Consider the following 15,278-nt stretch of genomic DNA (forward strand, 5'->3'; position numbering starts at 1 on the left):
CTACTTCTGCGCGAGTTCCCGGATTAGCCCGCAATAGTCGTCCATGGCGATCTCAAAATCGAAGCGCTTGGAGATTTCAGCTGCGCGCTCGGCCCGTTGCCGGTCAATGGAAGCGGCGGCACGACCGACCGTTTTCGCCAGTTCATCGGCCTTGCCGGGTTCGACGACCCAGCCGACATCGTGCTCGGTCACCGTCAACGCCGCTTCGGCATCCGCTTCGGAAACCAGGATCACTGGACGGCCGATCGCCAGCAGATTGTAGAACCGGCTCGGCACCGATATGCCGGCAACGTTCTTGCGATACGGAATGATCCAGGCGTCCGCGGCCGAAAGAAAGGCCTCCAACTGCTCGTCCTCGACGCGGTCGACCAGGGTGACGTTGGGAAGTTTTGCCTCGGCCTGCAGGGCCTTCAACTGGTCGAACCCGATCCCCCAGCCCGACAGCAGGAAGTGTATATCCTTGTCGTCGCGCAGCAGGCGCGCCGCTTCGAACACGATGACGGGATCGTGGGTAAAGCCGAGATTGCCAGACAGTCCGACGACGAAGCGGGCGGAAAGCGAGCGGCGGTACGGATTGTCCGGGTCGATCGCGCGAACGCCACGTGCAAGTGTCGCCCAGTTCGGAATGAAGCGGATCTTGTCACTTGTCATTCCGCCATAGCGCAGCAGCAGCTTCTCGGTGTCGCGGCCAATGATGACGACGGCATCGAGCGCGCGAAACATCGGCGCGTTCAAGGCGCGCATCGCTTTCGCCACGATCGACTGCGGCTTCAACAGGCCAGCCATGACGAGGACGTCGGGATAGAGATCGTGCATGATCAGCGCTGATCTCGCGCCTTTCAATCTGGCCGCGGCGGCAAAAGCGTAAGGCAGCATGAAGGGCGCCGGCACGGTCAGCGTGACGTCGCCGCGCCGCAACCTCGCCAGCAGCACGAAAAACATCCGGACCGTGAACAGCAATTCGGCCACGGCGCGCCTTCCCAGCGCGCCCTTGCCCGGCATCCAGTTCTTGACCTCGACGACCTCAGGCTTGCCCGCTTGCGCCGAGATCGCGGAGCCCGCCGTTCCCGACAGCACCGTCACCTCGGCCTCCTGCGCCACGTGGTCGGAAATCGCGGCCATGATCGCCGCCGTCGTGCTCGGATCGGGCGGATAATGCTGGCTGACGACGACGACTTTTCCGGACTTCTGCATCATGGCTTCCGAAGGGGCACGAATGGCCGCGGGGACGGACCAGGCGAGGCAGCAAAATCAGGCGGCGTTCGATCCGAATTCCGGCACGGCATCCTTGAGCACCGCACGGATGGTGGAGCGGTCATCGCGCGCGATTGCATCCTCCAGCGCCGCAAGCCATTTGCACAAGGTCTGCATCGGCGGCTCATTCGGCTTCGCCGCCATGATGCCGGCGACCCCGATCTCGACCGTCGGCTCCTCGGTGGCGAACAGGATCTCGTTCAGCCGCTCGCCCGGCCGTATGCCGGTGAACACCACCTCGATGTCGACGCCCGGTTCGAGGCCGGAAAGGCGGATCATCCGCTCGGCAAGCTCCACGATCTTCACCGGCTGTCCCATGTTGAGGACATAGACGGAGACGTCGGGCCGCGCCGGCGTCAGCGCGTGCGTGGCTGCGGTCAGCACGAGATCGCAGGCTTCGCGGATGGTCATGAAGTACCGGACCATGTCCGGATGCGTCACCGTGACAGGACCGCCGGCCTCGATCTGCGCCTTGAATTTCGGCACCACCGATCCGTTCGAGGCCAGCACGTTGCCGAACCGCACCGAGATCAGCCTCATGTGCGGCTTGCCCTCCGATTGCGTCATCAGGTCGTGGTCGAGCGCCTGACAATACATTTCGGCGAAGCGCTTGGTCAGGCCCAGCATCGAGACCGGCTCGATCGCCTTGTCGGTCGAGATCATCACCATGGCTTCTGCGCCCGCCGCCCGCGCGGCATCGGCGACATTGACCGATCCGAAGATGTTGGTCTTGACGCCCTCGCTCCAATCGCGCTCGAGGATCGGCACGTGCTTCAGCGCGGCGGCATGGAACACGATATCCGGCTTGAACTCCCGCATCAGGTTTATGATCCGGTCGCGATCGCGGATGTCGGCGATTCGGCCTTCGATGGCGGCATTGGCTGCGCGTGCCGTCAGCGCTTCCGTGACTGCGTAAAGCGCCGGCTCCGAGTGCTCGATCACCAACAGCCGCGCAGCGCCAAAGGTCGCGACGCGGTCGCATATCTCCGAACCGATCGAGCCACCGCCGCCGGTGACGATCACTGCCTTGCCCTTCACCAGCGTTTCAAGCCGCGCGTAATCGATCTTCTCGCTTGGCCGCAGCAAAAGGTCTTCGACGGCGACATTGGTCAGCCTCGGCACGTCGCCGCCTTCGAGCGACGGCAGGCGGCTGACAAATAGCCCGAGCCGCTTGGCCCGCATCAGAACCGCCTCGGGATGCGCCTCGGGTTCGAACGCCGACGGCGTCATGACGACCCGCGAAATCGGCTTTCCCCGTCCGGCATAATCGCGGACCACGTCCTCGACATCGTCGATCCCGCCCAGCACCGGCACGTTGCGGATCGACTGCCCGCGGTCCGCGGCCGAAGGCGACAGCACGCCAACCGGCCAAAGCTGCTTGACTGCGCCGCTCTCGATCGCGCGCAACAGCACCTCGGCGTCGGCGGCGCGGCCAATCAACAGCGTTGCCGATGCGCCTTCGGTCCGGGCATGGCGGCGAACCCGCGTGTAACGGAAATAGCGATATCCGAAGCGGAGTGCGCTCAGCGCGAACACTTGCAGGAACCAGTAGAGCACGATGGTGATACGGCCGAACAGCACCGGCGCCTTGCCGTTCGATGCGGCGAAAATGAAGGCGTAGTCCAGCACGATAAGCGCGACCGCCAGAGTGGTCGCCACGCGCAGGATATTCAGTGCATCAGGAAGCGAAATGAAACGCCATTTCGTGGTCGTCAGATTGAAGACGTAGCAGATAACGATGCTGAAGGCGACGAACAGCGGTAGAATCTTCAGCAGCGGCGGCAGCCGGTCATAGAAGGCCTCGCCTCCCTCGAACCGCAGGTAGAAGCTCGCGAGCAGCGCAAGCGCGGTCGCCAACCCATCGTGCGCTGCGATCAGGTAATTGCGACGGGTCAATTGCGAAAGAGGCGTCATTCCATTGGCCGGCTGCGGAGACGATCGGGCTTCGCGGGGCGTTCCTCGCCCGCTGATATCTTATCTGCGGCGTGCATGCCAGCGATCATGGCCGGGCTGTTCCGGAAGATTCCGCCGCCTCTGACCTGGCGCGCAGCACCATGCCTCCGGCAACTCCGACGCCCAGCACATACATCCAGCCTTCATGGAAGTCGAAGATGTGGGAGTTGAATAGCGAGGTGAAGATATTCTGCACTACGACCAAAAGCCCGATCCAATTCGCAAGCCCATCGCCACGGAACAGGAACAGGTGCAACAGCCACATCGCGTACAGCATGACGACACCGACAATGCCCCATTGCACCGCGACGTTGAGCGTCTGGTTATGGGGGTTTCCGATCACTTCGCTGCTGGCCTGGTATGAGCCGTGCGTGGCGACGCGCTCGAACAGGCCGCGCGTCGCGCCCGTGCCATGGCCGATCAGCGGTGCCTCGGCAAAGAAACCGAGAGACTTCCGCCAGAACTCGAGCCGCAGCCCGATCGATGTCGGAATGTTTTGTTCCTTGTAGAGCTGGTATTCCCGGGTAAACGTCTCCGCGGTCCGGCGCAACGCCGGCGAGGTCTGCCAGGCAACGGCGGCGAACGCGGCCGCTACGCACAGGATGATGACGATGCTGCGCCACCTCAGATGCAACAGCGCAAACACCGCGAACATGATCGGCACCGTGACCAATGCCGTGCGCGACACCACCAGGAACGCCATGTTGACGAAGAAGCCGAAGGCGATGGCGGTGAGCAGCACGGCCAGCGCAGTCCGCTTTGCCCGCAGCAGCATGATGACCGGATAGGCCAGCGCAACCGCGCACAGCGTGAATTCCTGACTCTGGGCGATGTAGTTCTTGACAAAGATGCCGCGTGCGGCGAGCTCCGGCGTCCGCAACGAAAGTTCGGGACGCAAAAACACCAGCCAGGACATCAGCATCAAGAGCGTGCACGAAGCGAGGAACGCCACAAACACCCACGACCCGCGCGCCGAGCGCTCGAAATGATAGAGCAGGACCGGAAGTACCAGGAGCTTCGCGGCCGGCCCCACGGCATAGAATCGCGCGCCCCAAGCGGCGTCCGACCACAGGGTTCCAACAAACGCCAGAACGAACAGGGCGATCGGCAGCGCAGAAATCGGGCGCTTCAGCGAGGCAAGAAAGCCCTTCAACTCGACCGTCGGCGCAACCGTGGCCAGAAGCACAGCGCCGAAAATGCCGACCAGCGAAGTCGACCATGGCAGCGACAGCGCAAGCAGGACCGCGACGACGTCGCTCACCTTCATCCATGCGGCCGGATCGCGCCAGATCGGCAGCGCCTTGGCGATCGGCGACGAAGCTGCGTTCGCGTTCACGCCTTGCCTCCCCGGGCGCGGCCGACCAGCGACGTCGTGCTGTGGCCCGGCAGGATATCGACAAGCACGACCTCGCCGCCGGTAGCCTCGACGATCTCGTGGCCGACGACCTGCTCGCGCGTATAATCGCCGCCCTTGACCAGCACGCTCGGCCTCACCCGCGTGATCAGGTCGATCGGCGTGTCCTCCGCGAAGATCGCGACGAGATCGACCGCCTCCAGCGCTGCCAGCACTTCGGCGCGCGCCCGCTCATCCTGCACCGGGCGTCCCTCGCCCTTCAATCGTTTCACCGAGGCATCGCTGTTGAGGCCGACGATCAGGCGGTCGCAGGTGCCGCGCGCCGCCGTCAGCACTTTGACGTGGCCGGGATGCAGAATATCGAAGCAGCCATTGGTGAAGCCGATGCGCAGCCCCTGCCGGCGCCACTCCGCCAGAGGCATCGCGAGATCGCCGCCTGCCGGCACGATCTTCTCTTCGGCCGCCAGCGACGCATGCGGCAGGATTTTCCGCCGCAGCTCCGCGGGCGTGACGGTAGCGGTGCCCTTCTTGCCGACCGCGACCGCGGCCGCCGCGTTCGCCATCCTGAGCGCCGTCTCCCAATCGGCCTGGGCAGCAAGCGTCAACGCCAGCACCGCGGCAACCGTGTCACCCGCGCCCGAGACGTCGCGTACCTTGACCGGAAGCGCCGGCACATGGATCGCCTCGCCGCCGCGAACCACCAGCGTCATGCCGTGTTCGCTTTGCGTTACCAGCATGGCCTCGCAGTCGGCAAGGTACATCGCGTCCTGCGCCGCCTCGGCAATGTTCTGGTCAGTGTCGGCGCGGCTGCGGGTCGCTTCGGCAAACTCCTTGCGGTTGGGAGTCAGCAGCGTGGCGCCGCGATAGATCGCGAAATTTGCGCTCTTGGGATCGACGACCACGCGCTTGCCGAGCTTTTTCGCGGCGTCGATGGTGTTGCGGATGACGCGCGCCGTCAGCACGCCCTTGGCATAGTCGGACAGCAGCACGATGTCGGCGCGGGGCATAAGCGGCAGGATCGCATCGATCAGCCGCTGCTCGACGTCGGCCGAGGCCGGCACGGCCTGCTCCCAATCCGCGCGCAGCATATGGGTGGAAAAATGCTCGGAGACGAAGCGCACCTTGCGCGTGGTCGGACGGGAAGGATCTGATACCAGCACGGCCTCGATCAGGCTTTCCCGCGCCAGATCGGCCTTCAGCTTCGCACCCGCCTCGTCTTCGCCGATCAGGCCGGCAAAGATGCAGCGTGCGCCGAGCGAGGTGATGTTGCGCGCGACGTTGCCGGCACCGCCGACATTGGTCTCGCTACGCTGGACCGCGATAACGGGCGCCGGTGCTTCCGGCGAAACACGGGACACGTCGCCATAGACGAACTCGTCGAGCATGAGATCGCCGACGCAGAGCACGGTCTGATTTGGGATCACCTGGCTCAGGGCTTCAAAATCGAACATCTGTCTACCTGGTGCCCATCAGCGAAAGCGATCGGGACGATTGAGAAAAGCCTTCACGTAGGTCTCGACCGCGTCTTCGAGCGCGGTGAAACCACCATTATACCCGGCATTCAGCAGCTGATCGACTTCGCTCTGGGTGAAGTACTGATAGCTGCCGCGGATCTGCTCGGGCATGTCGATATACTGGATGTTCGGTGTGATGCCGAGCGCGGCATAGGCCGACAGCATCAGATCGCGAAAGCTGCGCGCCGTGCCGGTTCCGACGTTAAAGATGCCGCTGACCGATGGCGTCGAGAGCAGCCACATCGTGACGCGCACGACGTCGTCGACATAGATGAAGTCGCGCCGCTGTTCCCCGTCGGCGATCCCTTCCCGATGCGACTTGAACAATTGCACCGGACGGCCGGCCTTGATGTCGTCGAAGCGCCGCGCCAGCACGCTCATCATCGTGCCCTTGTGATATTCGTTGGGGCCGAACACGTTGAAGAACTTCAATCCCGCCCATTGCGGCGGCAGCCGTTCGCCGCGCGCTGAGCGTTCGGCGACCGCCATGTCGAACAGATGCTTGCTCCAGCCATAGAGGTTCATCGGCCGCAGCCGCTTCAGCGCGTCCATTGACTGGTCGTCGCGAAAGCCACTGCTGCCGTCGCCATAGGTCGCGGCCGAGGACGCGTAGATCAGCGGCGTGGCGTTGGCCGTGCACCAGTCGAGCAACCGCATCGACAAGCGGAAATTGGTCTCGATCACCAGGTCGCCGTCGGTTGCCGTGGTCTCGGAAATGGCGCCGAGATGGACGACCGCCTCCAGCCGGCGGCCCTTCAGCCAGTCCATCAGTTCCGAAGGCGGCACAAAATCGGCCAGCCGGCGTTTGGCCAGATTGCGCCATTTGCCGTCATGGCCGAGCACGTCGCACACGGCAACGTCCCGGCCGACGTCATTCAACGCACCCACGACGTTCGACCCGATAAAACCGGCACCCCCGGTCACCAGCAACATGCCATCCCCTGCCATGATTGTTCGGGCGAAAGCTTTGCCTCACTCCCGCGCGGCAGGCAACTTTGCTTCTCAGCGAATCCAAGACCGAATCGACCGGCTTTACGTGTCGCCTTGGAGCGGTTACCGACGGGCCTGCAATTGGTTAGCGGCGAAACAGTCAAGATATGAACTTAAATTCACTAAATGGGATCGAAATGGAAGATAGCGCTGACACCAGGCCTATCCTGATCGTTCCCTATATGTGGATTGGCGATTTCGTCCGCGGCCATACGGTGGTGCGGGTATTGAAGCAGCGCTGGCCGAACCGCCCGGTCGACCTCCTGGTGACCCCCCTTTGCGCACCGCTGGTTGACTATATGCCCGGCGTCCGGGCGGGCATTGTCTGGAACCTGCCGCGCAGCCGGCTTGCGCTGGCCAAACAGCGGGGGCTCGCCACCGAACTGCGCGCCCGCGGCTATGGAACCGCCCTCGTCCTGCCCCGCACCTGGAAGGCGGCGATTGCGCCCGCGCTGGCCGGGATTCCCGAGCGCGTCGGCTTTTTCGGCGAGGCGCGATTTGGCCTGATCAACCGGATGCGCTGGGGCGAAAAGGCCCTGCCCCGCTTTATCGACAAGAATGCCGCGCTGGCGCTGCCCGATAGCGCACCGCTGCCGCCGGAATGGCCGGTGCCGCAGCTCGTGGTTCCGCTGGAGGAAGCCGCCCGCTGGCGGCAGGCGAGCGGGCTTGGCACGGGTCCCGCCGTAGCGCTCGGCCCGGGCTCCGTCGGCGCCTCAAAGCGATGGACTTATTATCCGGAAGCCGCGCGGCTCCTGATCGAGCGCGGCCTCGACGTCTGGGTGGTCGGCGGTCCCGGCGAAAAGACACTGGCGCAGGAAATCGTCTCCACCACCGGCGGCAAGGCCCGCGACCTCACCGGCACTGATCTGCGCAACGGCATACTGGCGATGGCGGCGGCGAGCGTGGCGATCTCGAACGACTCCGGCCTGATGCACATCGCGGCTGCGATCGGCACGCCGACCATGGGCATTTTCGGCCCCACCAGCCCCTATCTCTGGGCGCCGCTGAACGGCCTTGCCGCCACAGTGTTGCAGACCAAATCAAAGCTATCCTGCCAGCCCTGCCAGCGCACAGTCTGCACCATGAACGACCACCGCTGCATGCGCGACATTGCGGCGGCCGAGGTGGCCGACATCGCGCAGCGCGTGATGGCTCAATCGAGCGTGCGATAGACTGCGGCGATCGCATTAGCCTCCGCCTCAAGACTGAACTTTTCCAGCACGCGCGCACGCGCCCGCTCGCCCATCGCATGTGCCGAGGCCGGATCGCGCATCAAAGGCTCAAGCGCCGCGACCAGCGCCTCAGTATCGCCCGGCGGCGCCAGCACGCCGGTCACGCCGTCCTCGACCACGAACTCCGCTGCGCCTGCCCGCGCCGCCACCAGCGCCGCGCCTGCCGCCATCGCCTCGATCAGCGTCAGGCCAAAGCCTTCATTGCGCGAGGTGAACGCGTAGATCGTCAGCCGCTGATACCAGCGCTGTACTTCCTCGATTTCGAGCTCGCCCGTGATGACGATGCGCGATTGCAGCCCGGCCGCCTCGATCTGTCGTTTCAAGCCATCGGCAAAACCCTGCTGCTCCGGCACGACCGCGCCGACGATGACAGCGGTGAAATCCGGGTAGCGCGGCAGCAACCGGCACATCGCCTCGACGAACACATCCGTGCCCTTTTGCGCGCGCACCCGCCCGAAGCAGCCGATCGCGTAATGTCCCGGCAGTTTCGCCTCGGCAAACGCCGCTGCGCGATCTGCCGGCGGTGTGTAGGCGTTGGTATCGACGCCGTGCATCACCACCGTCGCCTCGCGCTTGAGAAAGGACGCTGACAGCTCGGAGGTCGCGATCACGGCATCCATCTGCCGGATCAGCCAGCGCGTCAGCCAGGTGTGATGCCGCTGCGCCGCCGAGGTGAAGACCAGTTTCAGCGGCCAGCCCAGCGCACGCAGCAAGACGCCGACAATCATCTCGTCGTTGCGCCGCGCGTGCCAGATCACGGAGTTGCGGCGGTGCCAGAGTTTCAACACATCCGCAAAACCCATCCGCGCGATGCCGTCGGGCGCGTGCGGCCCGAGCCATGCTGCGCGGTACATCTGCGCGAGCTTCGGCGCCACCATCCGGTTGGTCGCCGTCACGCCCGAATAGCGCCTGTGCAGATTCGGCACGATCAGCTGCAGATCACTGGCCAAATTGTTCTCGATCGGCACGTCCGGCTCCGTTTCGGCCAGTTCCTATACGCAACATTAAGCATAGTGGCCAGTTCGCCGGCGCCGAAACCCCCTCTTCACCGCACCACAGCTAGCATCGCCTGCAAATAAATCGGGAGAGGTGACCCATGACCGTGCTCGTCACCGGTGGCGCCGGCTATATCGGAAGTCATACGGTTCATGCGCTGGTGGACGCCGGCGAAAGCGTCGTCGTGATCGACAACCTGTCCACCGGATTTTCCTCACTTTTGCCCCGCCCCGTGCCGCTGTTCATCGGCGACGCCGGCGACGAAAACCTCGTCGAGGGCGTGATCGCCCAGCACCGCGTCGAGAGCATCATTCATTTCGCAGGCTCCGTCGTGGTGCCGGATTCGATGCGCGATCCGCTCGGCTATTACCGCAACAACACCATGACGACCCGCAGCCTCTTGAATTCAGCGGTGAAGGCCGGCGTCAGCCGCTTCATCTTTTCGTCAACGGCTGCCGTCTATGGCAATCCGGACCAGGTGCCGGTGCCGGAACATGCGCCGACGCGGCCGATGTCGCCTTACGGCTCATCCAAGCTGATGACTGAAATCATGCTGCATGACGTCGCCGGTGCCCACGACATGAAATACGTCGTGTTGCGCTATTTCAACGTCGCCGGCGCCGATCCGAACGGCCGCTGCGGTCTCTCGACCGTCGGCGCGACGCATCTGCTCAAGATTGCGGTCGAAGCCGCCACCGGACAGCGCGCCAAGGTCGACGTGTACGGAACCGACTACCCGACGCCGGACGGAAGCTGCATTCGCGATTTCATCCATGTCAGCGATCTCGCGGAGGCCCATCGCGCCGCGCTGTCATACCTGCGAGGCGGCGGAAGCTCGATCACGCTGAACTGCGGCTACGGCCGCGGCTATTCGGTGCTGGAAACCGTCGAGGCCGTCCGCCGCGTCTCGATGCGCAATTTCGCGGTTCAATATGCGCCGCGCCGCCCCGGCGACATCGTGACCATGGTTGCCGACACCAGCCGCATTCGTTCGATGCTGGAGTGGACGCCGCAATACGATAATCTCGAAACCATCGCTGGCCACGCGCTGACCTGGGAAAAGAGGCTGTTCAGCGAGCGCGGCGGCCTTCCGCAGCGTGCGGAATCAGCCTGAAATCAAGCGCTTATTTGGCTTGAAAAAGCCCCTCTAAGCAGGCAAGGAGGCATCGCAGCAGCCCTGACGCGCCGGGCTATCCAGGCGCCGTCAATGGAACGCGGATGACCGAACTTCCTACAGAAACTCCGAAGAAAATCACCGACGACCCATATGGTGCGGCGATCCTGATTCGGCGCCTCGTCGCTGAACAGGGGCTCGCCTACTGGCGGCGCTATCTGCTCGCCTTTTCGCTGATGGGATTAGCGGCGGTGACAACCGCGAGTTCCGCCTACCTGCTCGGCGAGGTCATCAACAAGGCCTATGTCGACAAGGATGTGCGCGGGATTGCGCTCTTGTCGCTGATCACCGTCGTCATCTTTACGATCAAGGGTGCGGCGACCTACGGACACACCGTGATCCTGTCGCAGATCGGCAATGCGATCCTCGCAAATAACCAGCGCCGGCTGTTTGCCAAGCTGATGAGCGAAAACATCGCGTTCTTCTCCGAGCGGCATTCATCGGAATTCCTGGCGCGGCTCACCGCTGGCGCTACCGCGGTGACGCAGGTGCTCAATCTCCTGATCAACGCCATCGGCCGCGATCTGCTGTCGCTGATCGCACTCGTCATCGTCATGGTGATGACCGATCCCCTGATGGCGCTGCTTGGTTTTGCGGTGGCACCGCCGGCGATGATCGTACTGCGCAAGCTGGTGAAGCGCATCAAGGGTCTTGCACACAACCAGTTCTCCGGCACCGCCGACATCATGGAGACGATGCAGGAATCGCTGCAGGGCATCCGCACCGTGAAAGCCTTTACGCTCGAACAGGCGATGCGCGAACGGATCGACGCCAGCATCGCCGCGGTCGAGCGCAACGCCAACAAGATGGCGCGCGTTTCCAACCGCTCCAGCCCATTGATGGAAACCCTCGGCGGCTTCGCGATCGCGGGCGGCCTGATGTATGGCGGCTATCGCGTGGTCGCGATGGGCGCTTCGCCCGGCCAGTTCTTTTCATTCCTGACCGCGTTCCTATTGGCCTATGAGCCGGCCAAGCGGCTGGCGCGGCTCAACATCGAGCTCAACAGCAACCTGATCGGCGCGCGCAAGTTGCTCGAAATCGTCGACAGCCCACCGAGCGAGCCTGACGACAGTGACAAGCCGACGCTGAAACTCACTGACGCGCGGGTCGAGTTCCGCGACGTGACCTTCGGCTACCGGCCAGGCGAGCCGGTCCTCAATCGCATGAGCTTCGTCGCCGAGCCTGGCAAGACCACCGCGCTGGTCGGCCCGTCCGGCGCCGGCAAGTCAACGGTACTTGCGCTGCTGCTGCGGCTCTACGAGGTGAACCAAGGCGAAATCCTGGTCGACGGCCAGAACATTTCCGGCGTGTCGCGGCGCTCGCTGCGCCGGCAGACCGCCTATGTCGGGCAGGACGTCTATTTGTTCCGCGACACGATCGGCGCCAACATCGCTTTCGGCAAGGAAGGCGCCAGCCAGGATAAGATCGTGGCGGCCGCGAAGGCGGCCTGCGCGCACGATTTCATCATGGGCTTTCCACTCGGCTATGACACGCCGGTCGGCGAGCACGGCACGCAGCTATCCGGCGGCCAGCGCCAGCGCATCGCAGTGGCCCGGGCGCTGATCAAGAACGCGCCGATCATTCTGCTCGATGAGGCCACCGCGGCGCTCGATTCCGAATCCGAGAAAGCCGTGCAGGAGGCGATCGAGCATCTTTGCCGGAACCGCACCACCATCGTGATCGCCCACCGCCTGCACACCATCATGCATGCCGATGCCATCCTGGTGGTCGAGGCCGGCGAGATCGTCGAACGCGGCCAGCATGACGATTTGCTGCGCCGCGGCGGGCGTTATGCTTCTTTCTTCCGCCTGCAGCAGCGCGAAGCCGGTCCGCCCAGTCTGGCGCCGATCAGCGCAACCGCGTAAAAGCTAGAGCACGATCCGGAAAAGTGGGCACCGGTTTTCCGAAAAGATCATGCCCAACTAGAAGACTCCGGAATTCCACCGTAACCCGAGACCCTTTTCATGACCGCAGCCTCCTACGTCATATCAGCAACCCCGCAGCCCACGCTTCCCGTCGTCGGCGAGACCGGCTCCTATCCGGTTCGCCGCATCTGGTGCGTCGGGCGCAACTATCTCGAGCACATCAGAGAGATGGGCAATGACGAGCGTGCGCCGCCGTTCTTCTTCGCCAAGCACGCCGACATGCTGGTGCCCGACGGCGCCACGATTCCCTATCCGCCGCTGACCAAGGACCTGCATCACGAAGTCGAACTGATCGTCGCGATGAAGAGCGGCGGCCTCAACATCCTGGCCGACAAGGCGCTCGATCATGTCTACGGCTACGCCGTCGGTATCGACCTAACCCGCCGCGACCTGCAGATCGCCTCGCGCAAGAAGGAGCGGCCGTGGGAAGTCGGAAAGTCCTTCGACTATTCCGCGCCCTGCTCCGCTATCCAGCCCGCATCCAAGATCGGCCATCCCGCCAAGGGCAAGATCTGGCTGACGGTCAACGGCAAGGAAACGCAGAAGGGCGACCTCACCGAACTGATCTGGAGCGTACCCGAAATCATCTGGCAGCTCTCGCAGCAGGTGAAACTCGCCGCCGGCGACATCATCATGACCGGCACGCCGGCCGGAGTCTCGCAGCTCAATCCCGGCGACAAGATCGAGTGCGGCGTCGACGGCGTCGGCACGCTGAAGGTGAATATCGGCAAGCCGGAATAGGCCGACGATACTTTCGACATCAAGAAGCCCCGGATACATCCGGGGCTTTTTATTGCAGGAAGGCCTATTTCTGCGTCACTGCGTGCTCGCTGAGATAGGCCTGATAGGCGAGCCGGATGCCGTCCTCGAGCTTCGTGCTGGCGCGCCAGCCGAGTTTTGCCAGGCGGCTGACGTCGAGCAGCTTTCGCGGGGTGCCGTCCGGGCGCGAGGCATCAAAACCGATCTCGCCGCTGTAGCCGACGGTAGAAGCGACCACGCGGGCGAATTCGGCGATCGTGATGTCCTCGCCGGTGCCGATATTGACCAGCTCGCGATCCGAATAGGTCTTCATCAGGTGGATGCAGGCATCCGCCAGATCGTCGACATAGAGGAATTCGCGCCGCGGCGTCCCGGTGCCCCAGACCACGACTTTGTCAGCGCCGGCAACCTTGGCCTCGTGAAAGCGGCGGATCAGGGCGGCGACGACGTGGCTGTATTCGGGATGATAATTGTCGCCGCGCCCATAAAGGTTGGTCGGCATCACGTTGATGAAGTCGGCGCCGTACTGGCTGCGATAGGCCTCCACCATCTTGATCCCGGCGATCTTGGCAATCGCATAGGGCTCGTTGGTCGGCTCCAGCGGGCCCGTCAGCATCGAATCCTCGCGCAAAGGCTGCGGCGCCAGCTTGGGGTAGATGCAGGACGAGCCTAGGAACATCAGCTTCTCGGCGTCGTGGATATGCGCGGCATGGATCACGTTCGAAGCAATCGCCAGATTGTCGTAGAGGAATTCGGCGCGCAGCGTGTTGTTGGCGACGATGCCGCCGACCTTGGCGGCGGCCAGAAACACCACCTGGGGCCGGTTGGCGGCAAACCACGCATTGACCGCGGCCTGATTGCGCAGATCGACCTCATTGCGCGGCGGCGTCAGCAGTTCGACGTCTTCCCGCGCCAGCCGGCGCACCAGCGCGGCGCCGACCATGCCGCGGTGGCCGGCGACGTAGACGGTCTTGCCCGTCAGCTCAAACGGCAGGCTTGCCATTGGCGACCTCCCGCCGCGCGTCTGCGAGATCGTTCGCGACCATTTCCTTGACCATCTGGGCGAACGACGTCTTGGGCTTCCAGCCGAGTTTCTCGCGCGCCTTGCTGGCATCGCCGACCAGAAGATCGACCTCGGTCGGCCGGAAATAGACCGGATCGATGCGGATCACGGTCTTGCCGGATTTGGTGTCGACGCCGGTCTCGTCGACGCCCTGGCCGCGCCACTCGATGCGGCGGCCGACCTCGGCGAACGCCAGTTCGACGAATTCGCGCACCGAACGGGTCTCGCCGGTCGCCAGCACGAAATCGTCGGGCGCATCCGCCTGCAGGATCTTGTGCATGCCCTCGATATAGTCCCGTGCATGGCCCCAGTCGCGCTTGGCCTCGAGGTTGCCGAGATAGAGCGCCTCGTCGAGGCCGGCCTCGATACGGGCGACGCTGCGGGTGATCTTGCGGGTGACGAACGTCTCGCCGCGGATCGGGCTCTCGTGGTTGAACAGGATGCCGTTACTGGCAAACATGCCGTAGGCCTCGCGGTAATTGACCGTGATCCAGTAGCCGTACAGCTTGGCGACGCCGTAAGGCGAGCGCGGGTAGAACGGCGTGGTCTCCTTCTGCGGCACCTCCTGGACCAGGCCGTAGAGCTCCGAGGTCGAGGCCTGATAGAACCGCGTCTCCTTCTCCATGCCGAGGATGCGGATCGCCTCCAGCAGCCGCAGCACGCCGATGGCGTCGGCGTTGGCGGTGTATTCCGGGCTTTCGAAGCTGACGCCGACATGGCTCTGGGCGGCGAGGTTGTAGATCTCGGTCGGCCTGATCTGCTGCATCAGCCGGATCAGGTTGGTGGAGTCGGTCATGTCGCCGTAATGCAGCAGGAACGGCACCTTGCGGGAATGCGGGTCCTGGTAGAGGTGGTCGATCCGCGCGGTGTTGAACGAGGACGACCGCCGCTTGATGCCGTGGACCTCATAGCCGAGGCCGAGCAGATATTCGGCCAAGTAGGCACCGTCCTGACCGGTGACGCCGGTGATCAGCGCCACGCGCCGCTTTAAATCCTGAGCCGCCATATCTTCTCCAAACCCGTCCGTCGCGCAGGCCATAGCACTCGACCTGCGTCAAGTCTAT

Annotated in this window: 12 protein-coding genes; 4 read left to right on the forward strand and 8 right to left on the reverse strand. The window is 63.9% G+C overall.

What is annotated here, in order from left to right:
• From V1290_RS07560 to rfaD, 5 genes are all read right to left on the reverse strand, one after another.
• Nucleotides 1-1,194, reverse strand: a complete 1,194-nt coding sequence (locus tag V1290_RS07560; protein ID WP_334363804.1) for a glycosyltransferase family 4 protein — start codon at nucleotides 1,192-1,194, stop codon at nucleotides 1-3.
• A 57-nt stretch (nucleotides 1,195-1,251) separates the two neighbouring features.
• A complete protein-coding gene (locus V1290_RS07565; protein WP_334363805.1) occupies nucleotides 1,252-3,168 on the reverse strand; it encodes an SDR family NAD(P)-dependent oxidoreductase in 1,917 nt (638 codons plus the stop codon).
• Nucleotides 3,169-3,253: 85 nt separating this feature from the next.
• Nucleotides 3,254-4,474 (reverse strand): O-antigen ligase family protein, encoded by a 1,221-nt coding sequence (locus V1290_RS07570; RefSeq protein WP_334368960.1) that lies wholly within the window; start codon nucleotides 4,472-4,474, stop codon nucleotides 3,254-3,256.
• 65 nt (nucleotides 4,475-4,539) lie between these two features.
• Nucleotides 4,540-6,012 (reverse strand): D-glycero-beta-D-manno-heptose-7-phosphate kinase, encoded by a 1,473-nt coding sequence (gene rfaE1, locus V1290_RS07575; RefSeq protein ID WP_334363806.1) that lies wholly within the window; start codon nucleotides 6,010-6,012, stop codon nucleotides 4,540-4,542.
• Between the two features lie 18 nt (nucleotides 6,013-6,030).
• Nucleotides 6,031-7,008 (reverse strand): ADP-glyceromanno-heptose 6-epimerase, encoded by a 978-nt coding sequence (rfaD, locus tag V1290_RS07580; protein ID WP_334363807.1) that lies wholly within the window; start codon nucleotides 7,006-7,008, stop codon nucleotides 6,031-6,033.
• Between the two features lie 164 nt (nucleotides 7,009-7,172).
• Between rfaD and waaF the strand changes: the two genes are divergently transcribed.
• Nucleotides 7,173-8,237, forward strand: a complete 1,065-nt coding sequence (waaF, locus tag V1290_RS07585) for a lipopolysaccharide heptosyltransferase II (RefSeq protein ID WP_334363808.1) — start codon at nucleotides 7,173-7,175, stop codon at nucleotides 8,235-8,237.
• On the opposite strand, the gene V1290_RS07590 is transcribed toward waaF, so the two are convergent.
• Nucleotides 8,219-9,265, reverse strand: a complete 1,047-nt coding sequence (locus V1290_RS07590) for a glycosyltransferase family 4 protein (protein WP_334363809.1) — start codon at nucleotides 9,263-9,265, stop codon at nucleotides 8,219-8,221. The genes waaF and V1290_RS07590 overlap by 19 nt on opposite strands.
• A 128-nt stretch (nucleotides 9,266-9,393) precedes the next feature.
• Between V1290_RS07590 and galE the strand changes: the two genes are divergently transcribed.
• From galE to V1290_RS07605, 3 genes are all read left to right on the forward strand, one after another.
• Nucleotides 9,394-10,407 carry a UDP-glucose 4-epimerase GalE gene (gene galE / locus V1290_RS07595; protein WP_334363810.1) on the forward strand — a complete coding sequence of 338 codons (1,014 nt, stop codon included), beginning with the start codon at nucleotides 9,394-9,396 and terminating at the stop codon, nucleotides 10,405-10,407.
• Nucleotides 10,408-10,511: 104 nt separating this feature from the next.
• Nucleotides 10,512-12,332, forward strand: coding sequence for an ABC transporter ATP-binding protein (locus V1290_RS07600; RefSeq protein ID WP_334363811.1), 1,821 nt, complete (start codon nucleotides 10,512-10,514; stop codon nucleotides 12,330-12,332).
• A gap of 99 nt (nucleotides 12,333-12,431) precedes the next feature.
• Nucleotides 12,432-13,133: a fumarylacetoacetate hydrolase family protein gene (locus V1290_RS07605; RefSeq protein WP_334363812.1), complete on the forward strand. Its 702-nt coding sequence runs from the start codon at nucleotides 12,432-12,434 to the stop codon at nucleotides 13,131-13,133.
• A 64-nt stretch (nucleotides 13,134-13,197) separates the two neighbouring features.
• Here V1290_RS07605 and fcl read toward each other — a convergent pair whose 3' ends face one another.
• Nucleotides 13,198-14,154, reverse strand: coding sequence for a GDP-L-fucose synthase (gene fcl / locus V1290_RS07610; protein WP_334363813.1), 957 nt, complete (start codon nucleotides 14,152-14,154; stop codon nucleotides 13,198-13,200).
• A complete protein-coding gene (gene gmd / locus V1290_RS07615; protein ID WP_334363814.1) occupies nucleotides 14,135-15,220 on the reverse strand; it encodes a GDP-mannose 4,6-dehydratase in 1,086 nt (361 codons plus the stop codon). The genes fcl and gmd overlap by 20 nt, the downstream gene beginning before the upstream one ends.
• Nucleotides 15,221-15,278: the final 58 nt, after the last annotated feature.

The sequence above is a fragment of the Bradyrhizobium sp. AZCC 1578 genome (assembly GCF_036924675.1).
In the GTDB taxonomy this organism is placed as follows: domain Bacteria; phylum Pseudomonadota; class Alphaproteobacteria; order Rhizobiales; family Xanthobacteraceae; genus Bradyrhizobium.

Excerpts from the sequence above, each read along its gene's own strand:
- V1290_RS07560 (WP_334363804.1), bottom strand. The coding sequence starts at position 1,194 with ATGCAGAAGTCCGGAAAAGTCGTCGTCGTCAGCCAGCATTATCCGCCC.
- V1290_RS07565 (WP_334363805.1), bottom strand. The coding sequence starts at position 3,168 with ATGACGCCTCTTTCGCAATTGACCCGTCGCAATTACCTGATCGCAGCG.
- V1290_RS07570 (WP_334368960.1), bottom strand. The coding sequence starts at position 4,474 with ATGAAGGTGAGCGACGTCGTCGCGGTCCTGCTTGCGCTGTCGCTGCCA.
- rfaE1 (WP_334363806.1), bottom strand. The coding sequence starts at position 6,012 with ATGTTCGATTTTGAAGCCCTGAGCCAGGTGATCCCAAATCAGACCGTG.
- rfaD (WP_334363807.1), bottom strand. The coding sequence starts at position 7,008 with ATGTTGCTGGTGACCGGGGGTGCCGGTTTTATCGGGTCGAACGTCGTG.
- waaF (WP_334363808.1), top strand. The coding sequence starts at position 7,173 with ATGAACTTAAATTCACTAAATGGGATCGAAATGGAAGATAGCGCTGAC.
- galE (WP_334363810.1), top strand. The coding sequence starts at position 9,394 with ATGACCGTGCTCGTCACCGGTGGCGCCGGCTATATCGGAAGTCATACG.
- V1290_RS07600 (WP_334363811.1), top strand. The coding sequence starts at position 10,512 with ATGACCGAACTTCCTACAGAAACTCCGAAGAAAATCACCGACGACCCA.
- V1290_RS07605 (WP_334363812.1), top strand. The coding sequence starts at position 12,432 with ATGACCGCAGCCTCCTACGTCATATCAGCAACCCCGCAGCCCACGCTT.
- fcl (WP_334363813.1), bottom strand. The coding sequence starts at position 14,154 with ATGGCAAGCCTGCCGTTTGAGCTGACGGGCAAGACCGTCTACGTCGCC.
- gmd (WP_334363814.1), bottom strand. The coding sequence starts at position 15,220 with ATGGCGGCTCAGGATTTAAAGCGGCGCGTGGCGCTGATCACCGGCGTC.